The 26799-nt window shown below is 39.1% G+C and carries 27 protein-coding genes and 2 pseudogenes; 19 read left to right on the forward strand and 10 right to left on the reverse strand.

The window, feature by feature from the left end; translation table 11 throughout:
- The first annotated feature begins 327 nt into the window (after positions 1 to 327).
- The 4 genes from C9J31_RS08200 (at position 328) to C9J31_RS08215 (ending at position 3941) form a co-directional block, all read left to right on the forward strand.
- On the forward strand, positions 328 to 1815 hold the full coding sequence (locus C9J31_RS08200; RefSeq protein WP_211634934.1) for a malate:quinone oxidoreductase: 1488 nt from the start codon (positions 328 to 330) through the stop codon (positions 1813 to 1815).
- Between the two features lie 398 nt (positions 1816 to 2213).
- The gene (locus C9J31_RS08205; protein WP_107948255.1) at positions 2214 to 2435 is read left to right on the forward strand and encodes a DUF2829 domain-containing protein; all 222 of its coding nucleotides are present in this window, start codon (positions 2214 to 2216) and stop codon (positions 2433 to 2435) included.
- Between the two features lie 88 nt (positions 2436 to 2523).
- Positions 2524 to 3279, forward strand: a complete 756-nt coding sequence (locus tag C9J31_RS08210) for a 3-oxoacyl-ACP reductase (protein WP_107948253.1) — start codon at positions 2524 to 2526, stop codon at positions 3277 to 3279.
- A 152-nt stretch (positions 3280 to 3431) separates the two neighbouring features.
- The gene (locus tag C9J31_RS08215) at positions 3432 to 3941 is read left to right on the forward strand and encodes a QueT transporter family protein (protein WP_107948251.1); all 510 of its coding nucleotides are present in this window, start codon (positions 3432 to 3434) and stop codon (positions 3939 to 3941) included.
- Between the two features lie 292 nt (positions 3942 to 4233).
- Here the strand turns inward: C9J31_RS08215 and C9J31_RS08220 are convergent, their stop codons facing one another.
- Complete coding sequence (locus C9J31_RS08220; RefSeq protein ID WP_107948250.1) at positions 4234 to 4767, reverse strand: ECF transporter S component; 534 nt, start codon at positions 4765 to 4767, stop codon at positions 4234 to 4236.
- A gap of 384 nt (positions 4768 to 5151) precedes the next feature.
- Between C9J31_RS08220 and C9J31_RS08225 the strand changes: the two genes are divergently transcribed.
- The 4 genes and pseudogenes from C9J31_RS08225 (at position 5152) to C9J31_RS08240 (ending at position 8816) form a co-directional block, all read left to right on the forward strand.
- On the forward strand, positions 5152 to 5376 hold the full coding sequence (locus tag C9J31_RS08225) for a transcriptional regulator SplA domain-containing protein (protein WP_107924219.1): 225 nt from the start codon (positions 5152 to 5154) through the stop codon (positions 5374 to 5376).
- A 12-nt stretch (positions 5377 to 5388) separates the two neighbouring features.
- Positions 5389 to 6417: a spore photoproduct lyase gene (gene splB / locus C9J31_RS08230; RefSeq protein ID WP_107948248.1), complete on the forward strand. Its 1029-nt coding sequence runs from the start codon at positions 5389 to 5391 to the stop codon at positions 6415 to 6417.
- 113 nt (positions 6418 to 6530) lie between these two features.
- Positions 6531 to 7469 carry an arginine deiminase family protein gene (locus tag C9J31_RS08235; protein ID WP_107948246.1) on the forward strand — a complete coding sequence of 313 codons (939 nt, stop codon included), beginning with the start codon at positions 6531 to 6533 and terminating at the stop codon, positions 7467 to 7469.
- Between the two features lie 23 nt (positions 7470 to 7492).
- Positions 7493 to 8816 (forward strand): annotated as a pseudogene (locus tag C9J31_RS08240) (amino acid permease).
- A gap of 9 nt (positions 8817 to 8825) precedes the next feature.
- Here C9J31_RS08240 and C9J31_RS08245 read toward each other — a convergent pair.
- Positions 8826 to 9590, reverse strand: a complete 765-nt coding sequence (locus C9J31_RS08245; protein ID WP_238602008.1) for a YqcI/YcgG family protein — start codon at positions 9588 to 9590, stop codon at positions 8826 to 8828.
- 273 nt (positions 9591 to 9863) lie between these two features.
- Between C9J31_RS08245 and C9J31_RS08250 the strand changes: the two genes are divergently transcribed.
- The 4 genes and pseudogenes from C9J31_RS08250 (at position 9864) to C9J31_RS08265 (ending at position 12414) form a co-directional block, all read left to right on the forward strand.
- Positions 9864 to 10730 carry a GNAT family N-acetyltransferase gene (locus C9J31_RS08250; protein WP_238602009.1) on the forward strand — a complete coding sequence of 289 codons (867 nt, stop codon included), beginning with the start codon at positions 9864 to 9866 and terminating at the stop codon, positions 10728 to 10730.
- Positions 10731 to 10943: 213 nt separating this feature from the next.
- Positions 10944 to 11363, forward strand: coding sequence for a GNAT family N-acetyltransferase (locus C9J31_RS08255; RefSeq protein ID WP_238602010.1), 420 nt, complete (start codon positions 10944 to 10946; stop codon positions 11361 to 11363).
- Positions 11364 to 11470: 107 nt separating this feature from the next.
- Positions 11471 to 11880, forward strand: a pseudogene (locus C9J31_RS08260) (GrpB family protein).
- A 66-nt stretch (positions 11881 to 11946) separates the two neighbouring features.
- Positions 11947 to 12414 carry an NUDIX domain-containing protein gene (locus C9J31_RS08265; protein ID WP_010858903.1) on the forward strand — a complete coding sequence of 156 codons (468 nt, stop codon included), beginning with the start codon at positions 11947 to 11949 and terminating at the stop codon, positions 12412 to 12414.
- A gap of 336 nt (positions 12415 to 12750) precedes the next feature.
- On the opposite strand, the gene C9J31_RS08270 is transcribed toward C9J31_RS08265, so the two are convergent.
- On the reverse strand, positions 12751 to 13188 hold the full coding sequence (locus C9J31_RS08270; RefSeq protein WP_107948245.1) for a MarR family winged helix-turn-helix transcriptional regulator: 438 nt from the start codon (positions 13186 to 13188) through the stop codon (positions 12751 to 12753).
- Between the two features lie 117 nt (positions 13189 to 13305).
- On the opposite strand from C9J31_RS08270, the gene C9J31_RS08275 reads away from it, so the two are divergent.
- Positions 13306 to 13893, forward strand: coding sequence for an NAD(P)H-dependent oxidoreductase (locus C9J31_RS08275; RefSeq protein ID WP_107948281.1), 588 nt, complete (start codon positions 13306 to 13308; stop codon positions 13891 to 13893).
- Positions 13894 to 13955: 62 nt separating this feature from the next.
- Here C9J31_RS08275 and C9J31_RS08280 read toward each other — a convergent pair whose 3' ends face one another.
- The 6 genes from C9J31_RS08280 to C9J31_RS24240 form a co-directional block, all read right to left on the reverse strand.
- Positions 13956 to 15011, reverse strand: a complete 1056-nt coding sequence (locus C9J31_RS08280; protein ID WP_107948243.1) for a HAMP domain-containing sensor histidine kinase — start codon at positions 15009 to 15011, stop codon at positions 13956 to 13958.
- Positions 15008 to 15688, reverse strand: a complete 681-nt coding sequence (locus C9J31_RS08285) for a response regulator transcription factor (RefSeq protein ID WP_238602027.1) — start codon at positions 15686 to 15688, stop codon at positions 15008 to 15010. The genes C9J31_RS08280 and C9J31_RS08285 overlap by 4 nt, the downstream gene beginning before the upstream one ends.
- 17 nt (positions 15689 to 15705) lie before the next feature.
- Complete coding sequence (locus C9J31_RS08290; protein WP_107948239.1) at positions 15706 to 17454, reverse strand: ABC transporter ATP-binding protein; 1749 nt, start codon at positions 17452 to 17454, stop codon at positions 15706 to 15708.
- A 359-nt stretch (positions 17455 to 17813) separates the two neighbouring features.
- A complete protein-coding gene (locus tag C9J31_RS08295) occupies positions 17814 to 18107 on the reverse strand; it encodes a zinc-ribbon domain-containing protein (RefSeq protein WP_107948237.1) in 294 nt (97 codons plus the stop codon).
- Between the two features lie 21 nt (positions 18108 to 18128).
- The gene (locus C9J31_RS08300; RefSeq protein ID WP_107948236.1) at positions 18129 to 18542 is read right to left on the reverse strand and encodes a zinc ribbon domain-containing protein; all 414 of its coding nucleotides are present in this window, start codon (positions 18540 to 18542) and stop codon (positions 18129 to 18131) included.
- A gap of 12 nt (positions 18543 to 18554) precedes the next feature.
- On the reverse strand, positions 18555 to 18932 hold the full coding sequence (locus C9J31_RS24240; protein WP_202973810.1) for a DUF2085 domain-containing protein: 378 nt from the start codon (positions 18930 to 18932) through the stop codon (positions 18555 to 18557).
- Positions 18933 to 19276: 344 nt separating this feature from the next.
- Between C9J31_RS24240 and C9J31_RS08310 the strand changes: the two genes are divergently transcribed.
- On the forward strand, positions 19277 to 19522 hold the full coding sequence (locus C9J31_RS08310) for a P-loop NTPase family protein (RefSeq protein ID WP_153062512.1): 246 nt from the start codon (positions 19277 to 19279) through the stop codon (positions 19520 to 19522).
- A gap of 109 nt (positions 19523 to 19631) precedes the next feature.
- On the opposite strand, the gene C9J31_RS08315 is transcribed toward C9J31_RS08310, so the two are convergent.
- Positions 19632 to 21500, reverse strand: coding sequence for a multicopper oxidase family protein (locus C9J31_RS08315; protein WP_107948231.1), 1869 nt, complete (start codon positions 21498 to 21500; stop codon positions 19632 to 19634).
- A gap of 201 nt (positions 21501 to 21701) precedes the next feature.
- Here C9J31_RS08315 and C9J31_RS08320 point away from each other — a divergent pair, with 201 nt between their 5' ends.
- The 5 genes from C9J31_RS08320 to asnS all read left to right on the forward strand — a co-directional run bounded on the left by C9J31_RS08320 (position 21702) and on the right by asnS (position 26769).
- Positions 21702 to 21854 carry a hypothetical protein gene (locus C9J31_RS08320; RefSeq protein WP_193766992.1) on the forward strand — a complete coding sequence of 51 codons (153 nt, stop codon included), beginning with the start codon at positions 21702 to 21704 and terminating at the stop codon, positions 21852 to 21854.
- Between the two features lie 141 nt (positions 21855 to 21995).
- Entirely contained in the window at positions 21996 to 23417 is a 1422-nt protein-coding gene (locus C9J31_RS08325) for a tetratricopeptide repeat-containing diguanylate cyclase (protein WP_107948229.1), read from the forward strand.
- 335 nt (positions 23418 to 23752) lie between these two features.
- Positions 23753 to 24235 (forward strand): cell wall elongation regulator TseB-like domain-containing protein, encoded by a 483-nt coding sequence (locus C9J31_RS08330; RefSeq protein WP_107924229.1) that lies wholly within the window; start codon positions 23753 to 23755, stop codon positions 24233 to 24235.
- A gap of 16 nt (positions 24236 to 24251) precedes the next feature.
- Entirely contained in the window at positions 24252 to 25445 is a 1194-nt protein-coding gene (locus tag C9J31_RS08335) for a pyridoxal phosphate-dependent aminotransferase (protein ID WP_107948227.1), read from the forward strand.
- A 28-nt stretch (positions 25446 to 25473) separates the two neighbouring features.
- Entirely contained in the window at positions 25474 to 26769 is a 1296-nt protein-coding gene (gene asnS, locus C9J31_RS08340) for an asparagine--tRNA ligase (protein ID WP_107948225.1), read from the forward strand.
- The last annotated feature ends 30 nt before the right edge of the window (positions 26770 to 26799 follow it).

The raw sequence follows: 26799 nt of genomic DNA on the forward strand, positions 1-26799 counted from the left end.
GTCTTTTATACATAATTTTTTATGCGCTGCACCATATTACAAGAAACGACAAAAATTTGCTCGATGGTAACTTATGAAATGTTGAGAAATACAGGAATGTGCTAGGTCTTGTAGAAAGAATGCTCGATTTCCCCCTAGTTCTAAATAGCTTATAACTATCGTATAGATAGTAGATATTTTAATCTATAATTAAATGTGATATACTGCAATAAGGTTATAATTGATACAGAAAAGTTGTGTTCCTAAGTCGCATCTTGTCTTATTGTGACACCCAAACAGGAGCGTCTACATCCTTTCTGCAAATCTTAATATATAAGGAAGATAAAAATGAGTAGCAAACAAATTAAATCAGACGTCATCTTAATTGGTGCCGGAATCATGAGTGCGACTTTGGGAACAATGCTCAAAGAATTAGCACCAGATTGGAATATTACTGTGTTTGAGAAACTTGCAAACGCCGGAGAAGAAAGCTCGAACGAATGGAATAATGCGGGAACAGGGCATGCAGCATTGTGTGAGCTTAACTACACTTCTGAAAAACCAGATGGCTCTATTGATATTAGCAAAGCCATCAACGTGAATGAACAGTTCCAGGTTTCTATGCAGTTTTGGTCATATCTTGTTAATCGCAAGCTCATCCAAAACCCACAAGATTTTATCATGCCATTACCACATATGAGTATGGTAAGAGGCGAGAAAAATGTCGCGTATTTGAAAAAACGTTTTGAAACAATGGCTAATAATCCGCTGTTCAAAGGGATGGAATTTTCCGATAACCCAGAGAAACTGATGGAATGGATTCCGCTTATTATGGAAGACCGTCCAGCGGATGAAGCGATTGCGGCAACAAAAATTGACACAGGTACAGATGTCAACTTTGGGGCTTTAACGCGCATGTTATTTGACCATTTAAAAACGCAAGATGTTGATATCAACTACAAACATAGTGTCGAAAGCATTAAACGTACGAAAGACGGCTCATGGGAGTTAAAAGTACATGATATCGATGGCTGTAGAATGGAATATCATACGGCGAAATTCGTCTTCCTTGGAGCAGGCGGCGGAAGCTTAGAGTTATTACAAAAATCAGGTATTCCTGAAGGCAAACATATCGGTGGATTCCCAATTAGTGGTTTATTTATGGTATGTAACAATCAAGAGATTGTCGAGCAGCATCATGCCAAAGTATACGGCAAAGCTGCGGTTGGCGCGCCACCAATGTCTGTGCCGCATCTGGACACACGATTCATCGACAACAAAAAATCGTTACTATTTGGTCCGTTCGCGGGCTTCTCACCGAAGTTCTTAAAAACAGGCTCGAATATGGATTTATTTGCTTCTGTAAAACCGCATAATATTACAACATTATTGGCGGCAGGCGTAAAAGAAATGGGCTTAACAAAGTATCTTATCCAACAACTGATGTTATCGAAAGATCAACGTATGGAAGAGTTGCGTGACTTTATCCCGACAGCGAAGAGCGAGGATTGGGATATTGTCGTTGCGGGTCAACGTGTACAAGTTATCAAAGATACTGAAGCTGGTGGTAAAGGAACGCTTCAATTTGGGACAGAAGTAGTTAGTGCAGCAGATGGTTCCATCGCGGCCTTACTAGGTGCTTCGCCAGGTGCGTCAACTGCCGTTCCAGTAATGATTGAAGTCATTAACAAGTGCTTCCCTCAACAAGTAAAAGAGTGGGAACCAAAACTAAAAGAAATGATTCCTTCTTATGGCATCAAATTAGTAGAAAACCCAGAGCTTCTAGAAGAAGTTCATACTTCTACAGCACAAGTGCTTGGTTTAAACAATAACTAATCAAATAAGAATAAAGAACCTTTCATCCTGTTTGGATGGAAGGTTCTATTTTTCATTTGTTGGCAGAAGGGCTACGATGAAACGTAGACACCTGAACAATCTGGTGAGGTACCCGAGCGTTGAATGCTTCTGCTTGAGCGAAAAGCTAATCTACCCGAGCGGAGGATGCTATTACCTGAGCGAAAAGCAGGTCCACCCAAGCGGAGGATGTAGTCACCTGACGAAAGTTGCTACTACCCGAACGTTGACTGCCGCCACCCGAGCGTTAATATACGGGTAATTGTATTTCTGCAGGATTTTTGGGAGTTTACAACACTGCAGTTGTAAACATGGCAAATATCCAGTATACTTTTTTCCGTATCGAAATCTTGCAATGACAGAAAAAAGGATGAGTATAGATGACGTTTGAAGAGGTATTGCCACGTTTAAAGGCGGGCGAGAAAAGTATTCGTGACGGCTGGGGCGGCGCTGAATTGTATGTGAAGCTTGTTGGGCAAAGCAAACATGATGGCGAGAATTTGAATCCCTATTTTTTAATTAATGTACGTGGTGAGGGCTATACAATGTTCACACCAACTGTTTGCGATTTGTTAGCGGAAGATTGGATAATTGTAGAATAGTAGGTACAGAAGCCATCTCAATCGTTATTGGAGATGGCTTCTTTCTGTTACACAAGAAGAGTTGAGTATATAAATTAGGAGTGAAGTGATGAAGTTTGAAGAGTATACGGGCAAAACGGTATTTGTAACAGGTGCTGCGTCAGGTATTGGTCAGGCTCAAGCTATTGCCTTTTTAGAAAATGGGGCCAATGTATTCGGTTTTGATTTGGATGAGCAAGGGTTATTGAATTTGCGTCGACAATATCCTGAACGTTTTACTTATAGGGTGGGCAGTGTAAGCTGTAAGGACGATGTACAACAAGCATATGAAGCAGTGATAGCCACCTATAAGCACGTGGATATTTTGCTAAATACCGCAGGCTTGTTAGATGGCTTCGCAAAAACGCTTGATACAGATGAAATACTTTGGGATAAAATCATGAATACCAATGTAAAGGGTACTTATTTTGTGACGAATACAATATTACCCCATATGGTACAACGTAAAGCAGGTGTCATCGTAAATATGGCATCTATTGCAGGGCTTGTCGCTGGCGGTGGTGGTGCAGCGTATACCGCCTCCAAACATGCGATTGTTGGCTATACAAAACAGGTAGATTTAGATTATTGCCGTGAAGGAATTCGTGCCAATGCCATTGCACCTGGTGCCATTCAAACACCGATGAACAAGGCGGATTTTGAAGGGGATGGCGAAATGGCAAAATGGGTTGCCAATGAAACACCAGCAGGTCGCTGGGCACAACCAAGTGAAGTGGCGAGTTTAACACTCTATTTAGCTAGTCAGGCAGCTAATTATATGCATGGGGCCATCATACCGCTTGATGGTGGTTGGCTTACAAAATAAATTGTTCAATCATAAATTCTTCTGCTATAATACGCAAGTAAGCAAAATTTAGCTTGCACTACGACACTTCAGATAGGGCGAATAGGCTCTCTTCCTTTGGTCGTAGTTATGACTAAAATAGCAGATTAGCTATTTTACAAAGGAGAATAAAATTGAATACATCTATTTTAAAAGACTCATCCCGTACGTCTGTCAGTGAGCTCACTAAGACAGCATTGGTTGCGGCTCTGTATGTGGCTGTAACGGTTGTATTGTCAGTCATTAGTTTTGGGGCTGTTCAGCTACGTCTGTCGGAGATGTTCAACTATCTGGCATTGTACAACAAACGTTATGTAGTAGCAGTGACAATAGGCGTAATCTTGGCAAATTTCATGTCACCAACTTGGATATTGGATGTACCTATTGGTGGGATTGCGACATTTCTTGTATTAATGCTGTGCCGCAAAGTAACAAAAAATATCACAAATGATATATTGAAAATGGTTGTGACCGCATTGATTTTTGCGCTATCAATGTTTACCGTAGCAGGTCAATTAACATTGCTCTATGACCTTCCGTTTTGGGCAACTTGGTTTACGGTGGGGATTGGTGAGTTATTGTCAATGACTGTTGGTGGTGTGACTATTTATTTATTAAATAAAAAAATCGATTTATCGAAATAATATAAAGCACCTTTATTCATGCGAATGTGCTAGACAGTAGACAATCTCGACATGTTACGAGGTTGTCTACTGTTTTTTTCATTTGCTCTGTCAAATGCCGTGCAGTTTTTCAGCACGTATTTATGCCAGGGCTGTGAGTTAAATTTTACAATAAAAGTCTGCAAAAAATCCGCTTCCTGCCTGTGGCTGACGTTTGTACTTTCGTCACAAATTCTATGCCCAGGTGGCGCGGATTTTTTTTTCATTAGACGGTTGATAATTTTTGCGTGTGACTACAGCTGCAATTAAGTACTTATTTGAAAATAGAAACTTTTCTCAGTAAAACACAAACTGGAATGGCTACAAAGATGCCCAACGCATTTTGAATGAGGTCTCCAGGAATGGAGGCCATTGGCGCAAGCCAATTCGCATATAGAATCCCTTCACCTACGTAATAAATGGCTACCATAAATGGAATTGACATGATGGTAGCCAGTAGATTGAACGCAATACTGTTCCCTTTACGTCCGTTCGACCAAGCGATTTTTCCTACTATATATCCTTGCAAGCCACGAGCAATAAAGGTGATTGGCGCCCATAATGTCCAACCAGATATTAAGTCAAATAAGCCCATACCGATAGCACCCGCAAGTGCGCCCTTTTTAGGACCAAAAAGAATCGATGACATAAAGAGCATGGCCGTTCCAAGATGAACCAACCCACCATTTGCTGTGATTGGTAGTTTGATATTTAAAGTGAGAGTTGCAACGAATACGAGTGCAATTAACATTGCGGATAGGATTAAATCAAAAGTGTTTGAGTGTGAATAAGTCGTTGTTTTTTGCATAGTCATAGACCTTTCTTATTTTTCTTTTTAATGGTATCAAGCAATAGTTGTAAGGAATTTCCTTTTCCGTAGAAACCTCTACTATGTACATCAAATCTGCATGCACTGCTAATCATAGCTAACGCTTGGCCTATTTAAAAGTATCAATTTATTGAAAAAAATAGGTGTCAGTTTGCTAGTGGAATCACGTAATATTCGTATTACATCTAGGGCTCTAATCTATGTAATAAACGATAATTGTGAAACCTCGTGCAAATGGAAGGATAAAGTGGCAATATCTAGCCACAGGTAACAATTTTAATAATTTATGTTTCTCCAAAAACACTACATAAATTTATGATTTTTTAGCCAAACTAACAGGAAAGATGCGGGGAAGGTGAAAAAATGCAACAACAGTATAATGCAGGGGATATTGTCTATATTTTTTATCGGAATCCACATATTCAAGATGTAGCGAATATACAGGAAGCAGCTGTCGTGAAAAATCCGGAAAATCCAAATGAATTAGCGCTTTTTCTGTTTGAAACGTACTATCCTCTAACGACTGATTTTGTAGTATTTGCAAGCGAAATGGATGCGGAACAGGCGTATCATCAGTATTTTCATTGATGGAGGGTATACATGAAAAAGCCATTTACACCTCAGCTTGTGTATTTTGAGCCGGATGCATTAGATTATCCGCTCGGTCAAGCGCTGAAAGACAAATTCGAGGACATGGGTGTGGAAATTCGCTATACGACTTCTCATAATCAGGTACGCAATCTGCCGGGTGATAATGATTTGCAAAAGTATCGCATTGCTAAGTCCACACTGGTTGTGGGCATTCGAAAAACGTTGAAATTCGATACCTCCAAACCTTCAGCGGAATATGCCATTCCTTTTGCGACAGGGTGTATGGGGCATTGTCATTATTGTTATTTGCAGACAACGATGGGGAGTAAGCCGTATATCCGCACATATGTCAATGTCGATGAAATTCTGCAAGCGGCTGACCATTATATGGCAGAGCGAGCACCTGAAATTACACGATTTGAAGCATCTTGTACGTCTGATATTGTAGGAATAGATCACTTAACCCATACATTAAAAAGGGCGATTGAACATTTTGGCCAACGTGAGTTGGGTCAATTACGCTTCGTGACGAAATTTCATCATGTCGATCATTTGTTAGATGCCAAGCATAATGGTAAGACCCGATTTCGTTTTAGTGTCAATGCCGATTATGTCATTAAAAATTTTGAGCCGGGCACTTCACCGTTAGACAAGCGAATTGAGGCGGCGGGCAAAGTGGCGAGGGCTGGTTATCCACTTGGTTTTATCGTAGCGCCGATTTATCTTCATGAAGGTTGGGAACAAGGCTATTATCATATGTTTGAGCGGCTGGATGCAGAATTACCTCAAGATGCACGACAGGATATTACGTTTGAATTTATTCAACATCGATTTACGAAGCCTGCTAAAAGGGTGATTGAAAAAAATTACCCGATGACCAAGCTAGAATTGGATGAGACAGTACGAAGGTATAAGTGGGGCAAATATGGGATTGGCAAATATATTTATCAAAAAGAGGAAGAACAAGATATCAAAGAGCATCTGTACGGTTATATGCAAAAATTTTTTCCTCATGCGAAATTAGAATATTTTACTTGAGGGCACATCATCTTTTTGATGTGCTTTTTTGCGACTTCTTGCAACAAGCTCCGTATAATCCTTTTGGCGATGGTAAGCCTAAATAGAAGACGTGAAAAAGGGGAGAATTCACTATGTACTCATTTCAACCGAATTGTTGGTCAGAACACGAGGAACTTGAGGTTGTAATGCTTTGTGCACCCTCTAAATGGGATGTGCCAGATTTAAAAACGGCTGAGAATGTGCAATGGAGCGCAGCTGTTCATCATGCCAGAGCCTTGGAAAATTTTCTAGCATTTAAAGATGTCTTAGAAAATGCAGGGGTTACAGTTATTGATTATGCGCAGGAGCTACCAGCACAGGCACAACAATTAAGTGAACAGCTCCTTCATCGATATTTTGTGCGTGATCTTGCCTGTGTCTTTGGCAAGGTGATATTACCTGGAGCTGCGGGCATTTCGATGAGACGCCCGGAATATGTACAAGCCCATGAACTCCTCGAAAAATGGTTCCCTAAAAGCTATAGACACATCAAAGACCCGCGAACAGCATTGGAGTTTGGGGATGTTCTGATTCTCAATAAAGACGCTGTGCTTATTAATATTGGCGTACGCACAACAATAGAAGGTGTGGAGTGTGTAAAGGAGGACATCTTTAAGGCAGGCTTTTCTGAAATCGCAATTATTGACTTACCTCGGCAATCGGATACCCTTCATTTGGATATGAACTGTAATGTGGCACATAAGGACTTAGTAATGGCCAAGAGCTTTATGCGTTATTTCCCTGTACATGTATTAACGCCACAATCAACGCGTTTTGACATGACAGCCACTTTTCTAAAACGCCACGGCTTTGACGTCTATTGGCTCGATAAATATAATACGATTCCTGATATTAACTTTCTAAACCTGAATCCAGAAACATTGTTAATTAGTAAGAAGGCTACGAAACAACCATTTAAAAATCATCCTCTATTACAAAAGAAGAACATCATCGAAATAGATGTGACAGAACTTGAAAAAGGCGGCGGGGGTATTCGCTGTATGACATTGCCGTTAGTACGGAAAAAGTAATTCATTTTACAGGCATCGGAGTGATTCGAATGACATCGAAAACAAGCAAAGGTCGTATGTCATGGTGGCAACTTTCCCTTCTCGGAGTGGGCTGTACATTAGGGACAGGCTTTTTTCTTGGGACGAGTATGGCTATTGAGAAAAGTGGTCCAGCGGTGTTAATTTCTTTTTTAGTAGCGGCAATAGGTACCTATTTCGTTTATGATGCACTAGTAATGATGTCTGTTGACAATCCAGAGAAGGGCTCATTCCGTACCTATGCCAAACAGGCCTTTGGCAAGTGGGCTGGTTTTAGCAATGGATGGGTCTATTTGATGTCAGAAATGCTGATAATGGGTAGCCAGTTAATGGCATTAGGAATCTTTACACGATTTTGGTTTCCATCACTGCCATTATGGATTGCGACGTCCATTTATGCGGTGCTTGGTTTGTTGGTCATTCTTACGGGGATGAAGGGTTTCGAAAATTTCCAACATATCTTTGGCGTGCTGAAAACCGCTGCCATTGTTATGTTCATTCATCATGCTTGTGTTTAAAGGTCTCAATGGTGAAGCAAGACACACGGATGCTTTTATAGAAAACTATCGGAGTTTTTTTGCTAAAGGAGTGACAGGCATATGGCTAGGCCTATTGTATGCATTTTATGCATTTGGTGGTATTGAAGTAATGGGTTTATTAGTCATTGATTTAAAAGATCCAAAGCAAGCACCTAAAGCTGGAAAAGTAATGATTGTCGTACTTACCACAATTTATGTCATGGCCATTGCCTTGGCACTTATGCTTGTTCCTTGGGGAGATTTTCATGTCGATAAAAGTCCCTTTATTTCTGCGCTTGAAAATTTTCACATCCCATATGTAACGGATATTATTAATGGCATTCTAATTATTGCAGGTTTCTCCACTATGGTTGCGTCCTTGTATGCTGTCTTGACGATCATAACGACTCTTGCAGAAGATCGAGATGCTCCAGCTTGTCTAGCGAAAAAAGGCAAGATGAACGTGCCGTTGCCTGCATTGCTCTTTTTGGCAAGTGGTTTGATCATCACGATTGTAATTGGGTTTTTAATACCGGAAAAGATATTTGAGTATTTGATTACAGCTGCGGGCTTGATGTTAATTTATAATTGGCTCTTTATTTTAGTGACGTATGCAAAGCTTATGGATTTAACGACAGCGCAACACGTGAAAAATGGCATAGGTATGGGTTTGATTGTGTTCACTGTATCTGGCACGTTAGGTGAGAAAACAAGCAGACTCGGCTTTTATGTGAGCCTGCTGTTTATAGTCATAATCGCTATTGCGACACTATTGATGATGAAAAAATGGCGTAAGCATCAGCGTATATGATGACAGCTGTTACTCTTGTGGTGGAAACTTGAGATTCTGATACATCTTGAAAAATGGACATGTAGCTGGACTACGGTCATCATCACTGATAAAATACTGTTTCCATTCGTGGTTGTCCGCTTGCCCATACCATTTTAAATCGGGATGACCTGGAATGGCATCATAGGCATCAATGCGCTTACGTATCAATTTTTTTAAATTGCGACCAAAGACAGTCGCGTCGTTCATGTCCGCAAATACCCAGCGGGGTTGAAATGCCATAAACAGTGTTGGAAAATAACGACTTTTTCGCAAGTGATGTGCTGGTGTAGCGCAGAATACAAAATAAGGCTCCCCATCAAAACAAAATTCCCATTGATAATTGGACGGGTCTGACGGAATATCTACTGGCCAATCCACATCATCATATATCGTTAAATTGTTTAAAACTGACCAAAATAATTGCCGATAATCCTCTACCTCATAGTCGTTAAGCAACTCTTCAGGCGTTTCAAAAAATACCGCCAATGAAGTATATTTCCCCGAGGTTCGAGCACATGAATTGTACGCCTTTAGGCATGCTGCTAGTTCTTTTGCGGAATGAACCTCGCGTGGATCGCCAACAAAACCATATCGCAGTTCATTCGATAAATAGCCCTTTCTGGCTGGGATACAAGGGAACGTATTGGCATCATCTGCAACCATGGCAGAGAAGGCTTTATAAGCGGTCTGTTGCCATAACGGAAGCGTTTCTACATGTTTGTCTAGCCAGTGCTTTTCTAAAACTGCATCCACTTGAGTCTCCTCCTTCTCTACATCCTTAGACTATTAATGAAGCACTAATTGGGTGACGACTCTCACGTAATTATTTGAAATAAATACATATGCTTTTGCTTGTTTAACGAACGATTCAGTGATGTTAAAATAAAACTAAGATGGTATTAAATGATTATTTATCTATTACTTATCGTATCATGAACAGTGTTGTAGAAGAAATAACAGAAGTTTGAAAATATAGGTTAATTTGTGGTTTTAAAAAATAATTGGCAAGATTTTCTGAGGAGTGACATGAAATTGCAGCAATCAATTGTTAAGGTAACAAATCGTATGATCAGCATCATGTCAAACGCAGAAAATGAAGCGGAACTGTCAACATATAAAGTGTTACAGCCGGTTCATTTTCTGATTGCTTGTTTAGCAGAAAAAGGTGGAGCACTTGGAGAAATATCATGGAAGAGCACCTTAGAGGTAGCTTCTTTGAGGGTTTTGGCAGAGGAGCTGTGTACAGATTTAAATCAACATACCGCAACAAGTGAATTTTTCTCTGTTCCAGTAACGGAAGATGTGTTAACCGTCTTGGAAGTGGCTTTTCAATATATGAAAAAATATAAGCAAGTCTACATGAATGAAGGACACTTACTCAAAGCATTATTGACGACTCACATGCTTGACCATTATGTTTCAGATGAAGATAAGAAAATATTATTAAGCCTTGGGACGGCCTCCCGAGATATGATTGCTTACCTTGACCAATATCAATTTCCTCAAGTGCATTCGAACTTCATTCGTAAAGTAAATGCGCACGATGCAAACGACCTTCTTCATTTTGTGGAACATCAATTTTCAAAACAATGGTCAGAAACGATTAGAAGTGCATTTTTGCTAGATGAACCTTCTATCTATATAGCATTTGATAGTAAAGATGAAATAGTAGGATTTGCCGCTTTTGGTGTATATAAAAATAGAAAAGGCTATTTCGGTCCGATGGGCGTCTCACACTCTAATAGAGTGAAAGGAATCGGCTATTCTTTGCTGCATCATTGTTTAAAAGATATGCAGGAAATCGGCTATGAATATGCCATTATTGGAGGGGCAGGTCCGCTAGAATTTTATGAAAGAGCGTGTAAGGCAGTTGTTATTCCTACAGCATATTGAAGATTGATAAAGTGAAACTTCCATCAGTGGGGGTTTGCTTCATCCTCCACTGATGGTTAGTTGAACCAATCGAGCTTTTACGGTCCGTTCATCGCCCACCTAGTTGACTCGTTCTCATCTTTCTACTTGAGGTGGGCGTCTTGTACCTGACGCTTCGCTTTCGGAACAGATAAATTACTGACCGTTAATTTTGGAAAAAGGTGATGATTGTTGATGATGAAAAAAGTTAATGCCGAAACAATTCCTCGGTCCATAAGCAACCTGCTATCTCTTGCGACCTCACATCATAAAGTTGAGCAAGAATATGAAAAATATGTAACTTCATCAAATCGAACATTATATAGTTTTGACATTGCAGGAGAGATAGTGGGATGTATCGGGATTGAACAAATAAGTTTAATTGCGTGCGAAATTAAACACATTGCAGTATTTGCCAATCGAAGAGGATATGGTATTGGCAGCAAAATGATACATTCTATTTCTGATAAATATTCACTGATTTCTGCAGAGACGGATCATGATGCCATAGCATTCTATCGAAACTACGGTTTTACGATAACGAGTCTAGGAGAGAAGTATCCAGGTGTAGAACGATTTCTATGTGAATATAAAAAACCAATCATTATTACCTAGGAGGGTTGAGAATTTGAGAAAGACTGAAATTGTTCCTTGGACAAAAAATTGGGAAGAATCCTACAATCAAGAAGGCGAAAATACTAAAAGAGATATTTCACAATGAATTGCTTGAGATATTTCATATAGGTAGTACAGCAGTTCAATGCATTGGGTACGCAAAACCAATAATAGATATATTAATCGTAGTAAAAAAATTGAAAATGTGGATGAATACACTGATAAAATGCAATCAATAGGGTATGTCGCAAGAGCGGAAAACGGAATAGCTGGTAGAAGATACTTCCCTAAAGGCCTAGATAAAAGGACGCATCATGTACATATTTATCAACAGGGGCATGAGAATATTGAAAAGCATCTAAACTTTAAAGCATACTTATTCAATAACCCTGACATAGCAAAAGAATACGGTAATTTAAAAATTAAACTTGCCAATCAGTATCCGGAAGATACACATCTCTATCAGAAGGGCAAAGAAGATTTTGTCAATCAGCTTGTTGCTCAATCACTTAGATGAAAAAAAAAAGAATTAACTAAAAATAATGTGGTTTTAAGAAATGTAGCAAATAACGGAGGACAAACAATGACGATTAGAAACTCAGCCAAGGCTATTATCATTAGTGGAGAAGGTAAAATATTATTAACAAAAAATCAGGATAATGAGGGGTATTTTTATCTTTTTCCTGGGGGAGGACAAGAACATGGCGAAACCATTCCACAGGCATTAGTAAGAGAATGTGTGGAAGAAATAGGACAGGAAGTAGCAATGGGTGAGCTACTTCATATTCGGGATTATATAGGAAAAAACCACGAGCATGCTTCCTTTGATTTTGATGTGCACCAAGTTGAGTATTATTTTCTGTGCAACCTAATTGATGACAGGGACCATACCAAAATACCAACAAATCCAGATAGCCATCAGGTTGGGGTAGAATGGTTACCTATTCATGATTTACTGCAATATCGGATCTATCCTAAAGAACTGAGAAAGTGCATAATACAGCATGTTAATAATCAAAAGTCTCCGATTTATTTAGGCGATGTAAATTAAGAAGCTGTTTTGTCATCAAGGCATCTGACCGTAAAAGTATTGTGAATTCGATACGATAGATCTGGATGTTTTGTATTGAGTGATATGTACGTAGTCAGTGGTTTGGAACGGAAGGGGCAACGCTTCCGAATCCTATTGGCTACGAAAGCGTGAGTGGAACGTAGCGGGAAGAGCGGGACAGTTGAGTCCTGGACTGAGCAAAAGGATGGAAGCGGCTTGGTTCCGCCCGCAGTGAACATCAATGGTCTTATTCAACGATAACATAAAAGAATCCACTGTGATTTTTCAAAATGGATTCTTTTAATTTTTTTAACGATAATTTTGAGGCATTGTGGTCTATTTTTGACGATTGAATACCTTACTTTGTAGCACATTTAAAGCATGTTGAATTTCTGCTAAATCTTCCTCTGTGACATTTTGCATGAGCTGTTGAAAACGTACTTCAACACAGGCAAAAGCCTCATTCATCATATGTTCTCCATCCTTCGAAAGACAAATAGATTGTTTTCTGCGGTCCTCGGTATCAGTAATTTTTTCGATTAGATTTTTTTCTTGTAGTTTTTTGAGTTCACGGCTTGTATTAGGTAATGATATATGTTGGCAATCACTAATTTCAGTAGGTGTGACAGGCTGGCTCACTTTTATATATTCCAGAATTTTATATTGAACAGGCGTAACGGTGTCGATGTTAACGTTTTGTGTTAAGTCATGTGTTATTTCATGTACGGCTGTTGTAAACGTGACAAATTGATTGAATAATGCACTCTTGTCCATAAATCTCACCTCTATTGACAAGATAACAAATAACTTATCGTAAAACAATTATCATTTGACAACTAAATAAAAGGAGGGTATTATTTACTTATCAAATGATAAGTAATGGAGGCTATTATGAAAACATTAATTATTTACACGTATCCTAATCATAAAAGTTTAAACTTTGCCTTTTTGCAGGAGGTTATGAAAGGTTGTAACGAAAATCCGTACATAAGTGAATTACAAGTCTTGGATTTGTACGAAGAAAACTTTGATCCGATTTTACAATTTAATGAACATAAGCGTCGTCGTGATATGTATCGAGATCCTAAGCTAGCAAAATATAGAGACCAACTTACGTGGGCTGACAAAATTGTCTTTGTGTATCCAATATGGTGGGGAAGACCGCCAGCGATGCTGCTTGGCTATATAGATCAATTATTTGCGGCCAATTTTGCTTACAGAGATAAAAAAGGACTACTACCGGAGGGGCTGCTAAAAGGAAAATCAGTCGTTTGTATATCGACGATGAAGGGCCCTACAAAATATCCACTGTTATGGCTAAATAATGCCCATAAAGTTTTGATGAGAAAGGCTTTATTTAATTTCGTAGGGATTAAGAAAGTGAAGTTCTTTGAATTTGGCAATATGGAGAGTAAAAAGGGAGGGCAACACAAAAAATTAGACAAAATCTATCAGTATTTTAGCAAAGTAGCTTCCTAGTAAGTGATGACAAAAGCAGACGATGCCAAAAGAATGTCGCAACGTCTGCTTTCATGTTCATGTTAACTTTGAAGGGGCAGTGTAATTGTAAAGGTTGTATGTTCAGCAAGCTTACTTTCAACAGTAATGCTCCCGTGATGCATATCGAGTATTTTTTTTACAATGGATAATCCGAGACCACTGCCACCATTTGTAGCAACCCGCGATTGATCTGCTTTATAAAAACGTTCAAAAATATGCTTTTGTTGTTCTTCGGTTAGTCCGATGCCGTTATCAGTAATGACAACGGTCACTGTATCGTGTTGTGAAGTCATCGTAAGCCTAATCTTGCCAGCATGTGGTGTAAATTTAATGCTATTGCTGAGTAAATTCATCCAAACTTGATTCATTAAATCTTCATCCGCGATAAACGAAAGGTGCTTCAATTGAATATCCATGTCAATATTTTTCTCTAACCAATTAGGTTCAAGCGATAATACAACATTCCGTAATTGCTTATCTAGCCGATAAAGCTTCGGTTCGAACGGGTAGTGCTGAGATTCTAAGGAAGTCAGCTTTAGTAAATTATCACTAATTTTCGATAACCGATGACTTTCCATCTCGATGATTTCTAAATAGTGATGCCGTTTGTCCTCCGATAAGTCGATGTTTTTCAAAGCCTTGGCAAAGCCGTTAATAGAGGTGAGGGGTGATTGAATTTCATGCGAAACATTTGAGATAAATTCTTGCCGCATGCGCTCTAATTCACCCAATTCCACCGCCATATTGTTAATACCACTAATGAGTTGACCAAAATGATCGTTATCCTCATCTGATTTGAGATCTAATTGAACACTAAAATCGCCTTTAGCAATGCGCCCAATCGCATCGACAATGGTGTCCCAATAGTTACGTTGTTTTTTTAAACCTAGTAAAAAAATGATGGCGGCTGAGCAGGCGAACAGCACAAATACAGCGATGACTGTATTGAATTGTTGCCAAAATCCATGGGGATGTTTCCCTAACCAACTATAAATCCAAGAAGTGATATGAAAGGCAATAAACGCAAATATTATATTTGCCACTAAAAAGACAGTTAGTACCATGAGTAGTCTGAGGACAAATTTCCCATTTTTCATGCGTGCAATTCCAATCGATAACCTAGACCTCGAATCGTTCGTATAGTGAACCCGCTGTTTTCTTCTGGAAACCGTTCACGCAGTCTTTTAATGTGAACATCCACGGTCCGTTCATCACCTTCATAGTCATAGCCCCAAATTTCTTCTATTAACTGTTCACGCGAGAATGTTTTCCCCGTGTAACTTGCTAATGTAAATAAAAGCTCGAATTCCTTTAAGCGCAGTGTAATATGCTCGCCATCATACACGAGTTCGTACGTATTACGATTCATTTTAACGTTGCCAATTTCCACAGTTTGTGATAAGGAAATATGATAGCGCTTTAGAATGGATTTTACGCGAACGATTAACTCAGCTGGCTCAAATGGCTTCACGAGGTAATCGTCTGTGCCAAGGTTAAAACCTTTCACCTTCTGTGCGGTTTCTCCTTTTGCCGTTAGCATCAGGATGGGTAAGTCATGATGATACTGTCGTATTTCCTTACATAATTCCCAACCGTCCATGTTCGGCATCATAATATCCATGATGACCATATCCACTTTTTCTGTATTAAGTTTGGACAATGCATCTACACCGTCCATTGCTTCAACAACCTCTAAGCCTTCATGCTGTAAAAATACTTTGACTAATTCTCTAATATGATCATCATCATCCACAACTAATAGTTTTGTCATGATCACAAATCCCTTCAACTTTACTCTTTAATACGTAATTGCTGTTTGGCAAACTCTCTGTACATATCGTGTGTTTCAAATAACGTTTCATGGGTGCCACTACCAGTAATATGGCCTTTCTCAACAAATAGTATTTGATCGGCATCCACTACAGTAGAGAGGCGGTGCGCAATAACAACTGTTGTTCTGCCTTGCATTAAATTATCCAACGCTTTTTGAACATAAATTTCTGATTTACTATCAAGACTTGAGGTTGCTTCATCTAACATTAAAATTTGTGGATCACGCAATAATGCGCGTGCGATGGCAATGCGTTGTCGTTGTCCACCAGAAAGCTTTATGCCGCGTTCGCCGACTTCTGTCTCGAATTTATCGGGCAGTTCATTAATAAAGTGATCAGCATAGGCCATTTTTGTCACTTTGTGCAGTTCATCATCTGGCACTTCTCGGCCAATGCCATAGCAAATATTTTCGCGAATTGTTCCAGAAATCAGTGCACTTTCTTGTGCGACATACCCAATAAGGCTTCTCCAAGAATGTAAGGAGAAAGTTTCAATCGGTGTGTCTCCAAGGGTAATGATTCCTTTAGTAGGGCGATAATATCGTTCTAATAGGGAGAAAGTCGTCGTCTTTCCTCCGCCACTAGGCCCAACAATAGCTGTTACTTTACCTGGCGCAATGGTGAAATTGATAGCAGATAATATGGCTTCCTCACCATAAGCAAAGTCTACATTTTTCACATGAATCGGGTCCTTGACTGTCGCTAATTGTTGCCCCTCATAAATATCTTCTTCTTCGTGTTCAAGTAAAGCGCTAATGCGTTCTGTGGCACCCATCGCTTTTTGCAATTGTGTGAAGAACATTGTTAATTGCGTCATTGGCATGATGATTTGAATTAAATATAAAATAAACGCTACCATGTCGCCAGCTGTGAGCTCACCAGAAGAAACACGCACACCACCATAGCCGATGATCGCAACGAGTACAGACATCAGCACAAAGGAAATTAACGGTGAAATGAGTGCATGGATTTTTGCTTCTTTTAAGCCAAAGTTAAATAAATTGGTAATGCCTTTTTTACCACGTTGATATTCAATGGTTTCGGCATTAGATGCCTTCACTAAACGTGTTTCCGGTAAAACTTGATTTAAGACCGCTGTAAATTTCGCCGTTTCGTCTTGCATCCCTTTTGAAATCACAAACATGCGTTTTCCTAATAACATTAAAATAATCATTGCTACCGGCACAGCAATTAGCATGACTACTGTCATTTTCCAATCTAAGAATAATAGAATGATGACGGAACCTATAATGGAAATAACGCCTGTTAAACAGTTCGCAAGATGTTCAGTAATAAGATCCTTAACCACTGCTGTATCATTTGTGACGCGACTTAACGTCTCCCCTGTATCATGATTATCATAGTAAGGGATAGGTAAGTGCAGTAGTTTTCTCCATAATTGATCTCTCAATTTTGCTACAACTTGATGACCAACACGGTTTAAAAAATAGATTGAAAGCCCACTCGCGATGGCCTGGGCGATAAAGGCAACACCTAATGAAATGATTTGCCAATAATCAAGGGATTCCAATGAAAAGCCATCCACCAGTTTTTTTGTAAATAATGGCACGATAAAGCCCACGCCGGTCGTCGCTAAGCTCATACATAAGGCAACGATTAATAGCAGTGTTGGGGGTTCTGCTTGTTTTATAAGTCGTATAAAACGTCGCCAATCTGTCGATTTAGCTTCCTTTTTTATTGCTTTCATTGTTCAAAATCCTCCTCAATTTTCGTAAAGAAATGTTTAGTACTGCTATGTCATTACTATAACACTAGTTTATGAACTGAATATGAAATGAAAAAGGAAAAAGCCACTCGCTTTCCGTGGGGGCAGCTAGCTCGGTCCTCCACAGGAATCTCACAACTTTTCCCTCTCGATACGCAAATCAGGGGTATGTCGTGCAATTATGGTGAAAAACTTACAGAAAAATAGACTAACTCGCATTTGAACAAAAAATCAAAAGGTTTCGGGATTGTCCAGCATTCCCGAAACCTTTTGTCTTCAATTTGAGGCAAAACTAAATAATAATTTTTGCCTTTTATGTTGTAACTAATTGATACTAATTGTTAATAGCCATCATCAAGTAAAAATCCTAGTACGCCAAAGCCGACTATTAAGACTATGTATAAAGCAATCGCGACCAGCGCCCATACTAAAGCTGATTTCGCCGCTTTAGGCTTATTGTCCTTCCATAAAAAATACATAATAAACCCTATAAGTGGGGTACAACAAACGGAAAGGATGTTAATCGCAACATTGGCTTCGTCAACTTCTGGTTGTGTTTTATGTACACGAACACCACATTTTGGACAAATTTCTGCTTGTACTGCAATTTCCTCACCACAGTGTGGACAAAACATAATTATTCCTCCTAAAGATAATTAAAAAAACTGCCATTTTCCTACTAGTTTTCCCTCGTAGTGCTTTTTCCCGACTAAATAAGCATCAATTATTATTAGTAAACCAACGATAACGAGTCCAATTCCAAATGGAATAAAAACTGAAAGTGCAAAAATAATCAAAAGAAGAAATCCTTTTCCTACTTGCTTATTAATGATTTGACCAACCCCAGGTATTAATAATGTAAGTAATGTAGGAATCATGGGATGAAAGTTCTCTGTAGATTTTCTGGTATTTTTTAAAATAATTCCACATGTAGTACACATTTCTTGAATAGCATTAGTGTCACTACCACAGTTATGACAGTGATTATGTACTGTGAAATTTCGAACACCACATGTTGGACAAATTTCTAATTGGTCTGATAGAGTAGTTGCACAGTATGTACAATACATTTTGATTGCTCCTTAACTAAAAAATAATGAACCTATATATTTTCCTATGTTGTAAAAATAAATTGTTAGATCCCAAAATAATAGAACGCCATGTATAAAGATATATACGATGCCTATACCACCGAGTATACCTGTCAAAAGACGCCGAAGATTATTGCTAATCCACTTTCTAAATAATTGTCCTGTCCCATCAATAATCATTGGAATTGTTAAGATAAGGGCATATACAAAAGGGGGAAGGGAGTAGAAACCTACGATGAAAATGCCAATGATATATCCTACACAAATTCCCGTACAGCGAGCACAGATAGGAAATTGAACCCCTTTATAAAAAAAGGAGCGACTAGGAATCCTATGGCAAAAGAACAGATATTGAAAATGTTGTTTCATGCAATCACCTAATTTAATCAATTTATTCAACAAAAGGAAACAAAATATATAATATACCAAAAAAAGAATAAATGGTAGTATTTTCAATGAAGAAGAGGTATTTATATGTATATATTGTTTAGGTTATAGAGATTTATACTTATAAAAAGTACTTGTATAGAATGAGTAAATAATATTTTATTGATAGTTAGATATATTTATTACATTTAATGAAATTAAGGTTCTTATTTTGGAGCGTTCCATATAAAGCCATTTACTAATAAACCTAAATATTTTTGATACCATCCTTTTATTAGCTTATTTAGCAAAAACCATGAGTAGTCATCGGCAAATGAGCCACTGAATTGATGATGAGTGTTGCGGAATTATTTCTTCATGGCATCAGGCGGCAAATTACTAGAATCACCATTTGCCGAGTTCTTATTAACAACCCTGTGATTCTCTTTGGCGATGAACTAACCGGTGCTTTAAATACAAAAGCAACAATTGACGTGATGAATATTTTAACAGATATCAATCAGTTAGGAACGACCATTATGCTGGTGACACAGCCTGCAAAGTTGCTGCTAAAACAGAGGGTAGCCGTATAGCATTAAGCACATCAAAAAACCACCTATATATAGTAGTAGTGAAAGTATCCTACACTAAATATAGGTGGTTGTTATTTGTTTGTAATGAAAAAAATCGTATTTTCTGTTATTAACGTCGTCTTCTGCGCCTTCTATTGGGCCTCGGACGAGGACGGGGCCTGTTGGACGGGAGCATCGGTTGGGTTAGAGGACGAACCTGATCATCTTCTTGAGCATCCGTATCTTGCACGTCATCTTCATGTAGGACATCATCGTCTTGCATTGCAGAATGCACTTCAGCAGAGTGTTGTGTTTGTTTGGTTGAGGACGCGATGTTGTGCGTATTATTTAATAGTGGGGTTGCTTGCTGGGGGGTGTTTGTGACAGTAGTCGTGCTTTGATGTTGTTCCGAAGTATGCTGTGTTTCGGCATGGGGCTGTTGAACAGGGTGAACATCTTTCATGACAAGTATTGGACGCATCATATCATGGTCCTCGTGTTCAAGGAAATGGCAATGCCACATGTAATGCCCGATATGATCTTTCCAGTGCATAATAATTTTTGTTACTTTGCCTGCGTCAGCTTTTACGGTATCTTTCCAACCTTGCTCATAGTCATGAGGCTCTTCAGGAGGTCCTGTAAATTCAAGCTTGCCTTCGCTTTGGTATAGTTCAACATCAAAGGGCCGTCGTTCTAGAATTTTAAATTGAATGAGATGGATATGAATAGGATGGATAAAGGGCGTGGTATTAATAAAATTCCATACTTCAATAGTGTCTCGTGCTGGCTTTTCAGTAGCAGGGTCATGGTACATGCGATTATTTAGTAATAACATTGGCCTGCCAAAATCATCTGTAGTAGCGCTAAGTGGCAGGTTACGCTCGATATGCGCATGATGCGGATGCAAATCCATCGATACAGCCAGCCTCTCGGGTATATCACTGGTATCCTCACATTGCAGTGGGAGATTAACATTAAATTTCATAATCATACTTGTATGCTCATCTATAAAATCTGTATCAGTATTGAGTAATGTAATTTCCTGTCCTGCACAATCTGTAAAATCAATGACGACGTCTGTGCGCTCTGCAGGTAATAACTCGACAAACTGAATTTCACGAGGGGCTGTTAAAAAGCCACCATCCGTACCGAGTTGAATCATTGACTGTTCATTTGAAAGGCTGATGACAAAGCCTCTTCTATTGGCACCGTTAAGTAAACGAAATCTGTATTTCCGAGGCTCGACATTTAAGTAAGGCCAGACCTTACCATTGACAACAATTGTATTACCGACAAATCCTGGTGTAATCGAAGGGTCTACGGGAACAGGGAATGTTGGCGCGTCGGGATAAAACAGAGAGCCGTCTTGATTAAACGTTTTATCTTGGATTAATAGCGGGAATTCATAATCCCCACAAGGTAAGTTGGAGCGTTCTTCTAGTGTATCTCGAAGCAAGTAAAAACCAGCAAGCCCTGCATACACATTTAATCGCGTTAATGCCATCGCATGGTCATGATACCACATCGTTGTTCCGGGTTGATGATTGGTATATTCATGTATTTCTTTCGTAAATTTGGGTCCTGTGTGAATAAAATCTTTCGTGTACCAAGCTTCTGAATGTCCATCACTTTCCCAATCTACATTTGCCCCATGTAAATGAGTAACAGTTCTTACCTCCTGTGAATCATTAGCGGCATGAAGGGTGACATCTACTGGTAAAAAATGTTTGTTCGGTAGTTGGTTTTTATATTTAACATAGATGGTTTTGTCTTTTGAAGCCTCGATGGTTGGCCCAGGATAGAGTCCGTTATATCCCCATATGGTTGACAGTGGAAAACGCTTATGGAAACGATGCTCGGCTGCCATCATCTGTAATTCATAATACTCTCTCCTTGGTTGGCCACTACAGTATTTTGGTTTCGCAATCGCTGGCTTCGGTAGCTCATCTACAAATTTAGGAATAGAAGCTGGATCAGAAGGATTCACTTTTCTGTACAAGTCATCACGTCCCTTATTTTTTTACATAGATAAATACACAATCCATTACATCATATGGGTGAAAATAATAAGAAACTAGGACAAAAATGGAAGTAATTGTGCTAATATATAAAAAAATATCGAAGTGCAAAAATTCTTATAATGGATTGGGAACTATTTGTCGAGAGGGAACGTTTCTTTCGTACTAAGAAGGGGTGGGCAATGAGCAGGCAATTTTTCGTAAATCCGCAAGATGACAATGGAGTGACTTTTCACGTTGGCAATCAGCTTGCTGATGTTATTTTTCATCAAGTACAAAGCTTTGATGCCCTACCACACATATTGCAGAAACTGTACCGAGCTATCATCTGGTGACGGTGAGCGGTAATTTATGGGATGTCTTAGAAAAGAAGGACGAGGATATCGACTTGGCTTATAATTGATAGATAGCTTATTCACTACGCTAAGATGTAGTAGAAATAAAGAAAATTCTAGGCATAGAGAAGTGGTGATTAGTTGGAATTAACATTAGATGAATTAAATAAAACGATCATGGAAATGCGCACGAAAGGACTTTTGTCAGAAGCCTTAGTTCTTGCAAAACAAGGTTTATTGGTTGCTATAGAGAATGGTAATTATGGCCATGGGTTGGATTTATACTATCAAAAAATATTAATTCATCATGCTTTTGGTGACACATTAAGTATGGTGAATCTCATTGATGAGTACGAAGGATGTTGTCAAAAGTATGGCACAGCAAAAGATATCATGCATTTTTACCTCGTGATGTCGTTAATATATGATTTGGTGGGTGTTCACGAGAAGACGGTGGAAATGACCAAAAAATCAATTGAGTATGCTACGGAGCTAAAGGATTTAGTCATGCTTGTACGTTGTCATAATAATCTCTGTTATCTTGAAGTGGAAAAGGGAAGTTACAGCGAGGCGATGCAAGCAGGACTTTTAGCGATTGCATACAATAAAGAATTGGTTAAGGTCGAACCAGAATTGGCGAAATTACAAGAAATTCGCATCAATAATAACATAGCGGACGTTTATATTTGGGAAGGGGATTTTGACACTGCCCAAGCATTGCTAGATAGTTCGCTGAGTTCCGTGCTTGTTCATAATCATAAACGTGAAAAGGTAGCAGCTTTGTTTGGCTATGGCTTTTTATATGAAAAACAGCACAAACTTGAAGAGGCAGTGGTCTATTATCAGCAAGCGATTGAGCTTGCGCAATCTTATGGCGATAAACCCATATTAAAGAAAGTGATGCGCATGCTTTTACATGTGCTCTATGAATTAGATCGCCGTGATGAAATTTTTGAAGTGCAACGAGCTTATATCGACCTTACGGAAAAAATGAGTGCCGATAATTTGCTTCAACAGGTGATGTATTTAGAGTTTAATCAACAAAAGGAAAAGTTGGAGAAAAAGGCGCTATATGATCCATTAACAGGGGTGCTGAACCGCCACTTTATAGATTCTGATTTACAAGAATGGATACAAGGAGCGCAAAATTGCCAACTCTTTGTAGGGATCATCGTACTCGATATCGACTATTTTAAAACATATAATGATCGGCATGGCCATTTATTTGGCGATATGATTTTACAGCTTCTTGCCTCAGGCTTAAGAGATTTTTTACTGCAGCAGGATGCCGAGATTATTCGCTATGGTGGCGACGAATTCATCATCTGCATCCGCAACAAAGATGGGGCAGCTATAAACAGGCTTGTGATGGATTTGCATGCTTATATTTTGACATTAGCGCTTGATTACGAAAATGAACGTTATCCTATCAAGGTAAGCATGGGCGCTTGTATCAATGATCAAAAAAATTATGACTTTAAAAATCAATTTGAGCTAGCCGATCGAAGCTTGTATAGAGCCAAAAATGATGGACGGGCGACCTATGTTATTAGTGAGCTATGAATGGAATGAGGCTAACGATCGGATCATTGATTTTACATTCCTATTTGCAAAGGTGAATAGGAATTTTTTACGTAACAGGGCTATCTTTTTTCGTAAAAAAGCGGAAAATTAAATTGGTTGCTCGAATCATTTGAAAACGTTGTTCTATCAACGTACAATATATAAAATTAGGAAACACGACAGCGCATAATTGGTGTATAATGTTGTGGTATGAGGAAAGAAAGCAGGTTGACAAAAATGGTAAGCAAAATGAAAGTAAATGCAGTTATAGACACACAAAAACATCATGCATTCTTAGTGAGGAGTATACTAGGTGTGGGACATAAGGTGAATAGATGAAAAACTGGCTGATTTTCATTTCTGTCTTTATGGTTTCCTTGTCACTTGTAATAAGTATTTTAGTACTCTGGAAAGCCGAGGCTCCGTTCCGTTCAATTGAAGAGCAGGCTGAACAGTTGGCGCTCGAAGCCAAAGCCCTCGCAGTTGTTTCGGAGTCCTACACATATAATGGCAAAAATTCGTATGTCACTGTGTTCGGGGTAGACGAAAATGGTGAAAAAAAGGCCGTCTTTGTTCCGACGAATCTAGAAGAGGATTCCATTCAGGAAGTGTTTTTGAAAGATGGCATTACGGAAAAACAAGCATTATCGGTTTTTAAAGATGAAGGAAATGTACAAAAGGTTCTACATATGAAATTAGGTTATGAGGAGCCCGGGGTTGTTTGGGAAATTACGTACGTCAATAACCACGATAAGCTCAACTATGTCTATATTTTGTTTGAGGACGGCGACTGGGTGAAGCGCATTAAGAACTTATAAGAGGAGTAGATTCCGTATGAAAAAACTATTAGCAAACCGTGTAAATACTTTAACACCATCTTCAACTTTAGCAATTACTGCGAAAGCGAAAGAATTAAAAGAACAAGGCATCGACGTAATTGGTTTAGGAGCTGGTGAGCCAGATTTCAACACACCTCGTAATATTTTAGACGCTGCCATTGAGTCAATGGAAAAGGGCCTCACAAAATATACACCAGCTGGCGGTCTACCAGTGCTTAAAAAAGCAATCATTGACAAACTACAACGCGACAACAGCCTTACATACAATCCGAATGAAATCATCGTAGGCGTTGGTGCAAAACATATTTTGTACACGTTATTCCAAGTTATTTTAAACGAAGGCGATGAAGTGATTATCCCAATCCCATATTGGGTTTCTTACCCTGAGCAAGTAAAATTGGCAGGCGGTGTACCAGTTTATGTGGAAGGTACGCGTGAACAACACTATAAAATTACTGCAGCTCAATTACGTGCGGCTATAACAGATAAAACAAAAGCAGTCATCATTAACTCGCCAAGTAATCCTTCTGGTATGATTTATTCTCGTGAAGAGCTAGCAGAATTGGCTGCTGTTGCAGAAGAAAAAGATATTTTAATCGTGTCAGATGAAATTTATGAGAAGCTTGTATACAATGGTATAGAGCATTTTTCAATTGCTGAATTATCTGAAGCAGTGAAAGCACGTACAATCGTAGTAAATGGTGTAGCAAAATCGCATTCGATGACAGGCTGGCGTATTGGGTATGCAGCAGGTAATGCAGACATTATTAAACCAATGACTGACCTTGCTTCACACTCTACATCAAACGCAACGACAACTGCACAATATGCAACAGTGGAAGCTTATAACGGACCTCAAAACACTGTAGAAGAAATGCGTCAAGCATTCGAATCACGTCTTGAGAAAATCTATCCACAGCTAAGTGCAATTCCTGGCTTTAATGTCTTAAAACCACAAGGTGCATTCTACCTATTGCCAGACGTTGCAGAAGCTATGGCTCATACTGGCTATGATTCAGTAGATGCATTTGCTGCGGATATTTTAACACAAGCAAACGTAGCGGTAATTCCGGGTTCTGGTTTTGGTACACCAACTACAATGCGATTATCTTATGCTACATCTTTAGAATTATTAGAAGAGGCAGTCCGTCGAATTGATGCATTTGTAAAATCAAAATGGCAAGACTAATCCTTCTAACCAACTTTGGAGGATATCTATGAAAAAAATTATGATTCAAGATATGCCACAGCATATCGGTCAAACAGTCAAGCTAGGTGCTTGGTTATCTAACAAACGTTCAAGTGGTAAAATTGCCTTCTTACAGTTACGCGATGGCTCAGGCTTTGTGCAGGGTGTAGTTGTTAAGGAAGAGGTAGGCGAAGAAATTTTTGCCATTGCCAAAGGAATGACACAAGAAACTTCTATGTATGTTACTGGCGAGGTGAAAGCAGATGAGCGTTCAAGCTTTGGCTGTGAACTTGCTGTAACAGGTATTGAGGTTTTACATGCGGCAACAGATTTCCCAATCACGCCAAAAGAGCACGGTCCTGAGTTTTTAATGGATAACCGTCACTTATGGTTGCGTTCGCGTAAGCAACACGCGGTTATGAAAATTCGTAATGAAATCATCCGTGCCACATACGAGTTTTTCAACAACAATGGCTTTACAAAAATGGACCCACCAATTTTGACTGGTTCAGCTCCTGAAGGTACTTCTGAGCTCTTTGCGACAAAATATTTCGATGAAGATGCCTACCTATCTCAATCAGGTCAGCTTTACATGGAAGCGGCTGCGATGGCGTTAGGAAAAGTATTCTCATTCGGTCCAACATTCCGTGCTGAAAAGTCTAAAACACGTCGTCACTTAATCGAATTTTGGATGATTGAGCCGGAAATGGCATTTGTGGAGTTTGAAGAAAATTTAGAAGTACAAGAACAATATGTAGAGCATATCGTGCAATCTGTTTTGGCAAACTGCAAATTAGAATTGGAACGACTTGGCCGTGATACATCGACACTCGAAAATATCAAAGCGCCATTCCCTCGTATTTCTTACGATGATGCCATTAAACTATTACACGAACAAGGTTTTGACGATATTGAGTGGGGCGATGACTTCGGTGCACCACATGAAACGGCTATTGCCAATTCTTTTGATAAGCCTGTATTCATCACATGCTACCCAGTAGGCATCAAACCGTTCTATATGCAACCACACCCAGATCGTGACGACGTCGTATTATGTGCAGATTTAATCGCACCTGAAGGCTACGGTGAAATCATCGGTGGTTCAGAGCGTATCCATGATTACGATTTATTGAAATCTCGACTTGAAGAACATAATTTATCATTAGATGCTTATGCTTGGTACTTAGAGCTGCGTAAACAAGGCTCTGTGCCACACTCGGGCTTTGGTCTAGGATTAGAACGTACTGTGGCATGGATTTCAGGTACGGAGCATATCCGTGAAACAATTCCATTCCCACGTTTATTAAACCGTCTATATCCATAACCGGTCGGTAACAAACTTAAAACAATTTAA

The organism is Lysinibacillus parviboronicapiens, from assembly GCF_003049605.2.
Taxonomy (GTDB): domain Bacteria; phylum Bacillota; class Bacilli; order Bacillales_A; family Planococcaceae; genus Lysinibacillus; species Lysinibacillus parviboronicapiens.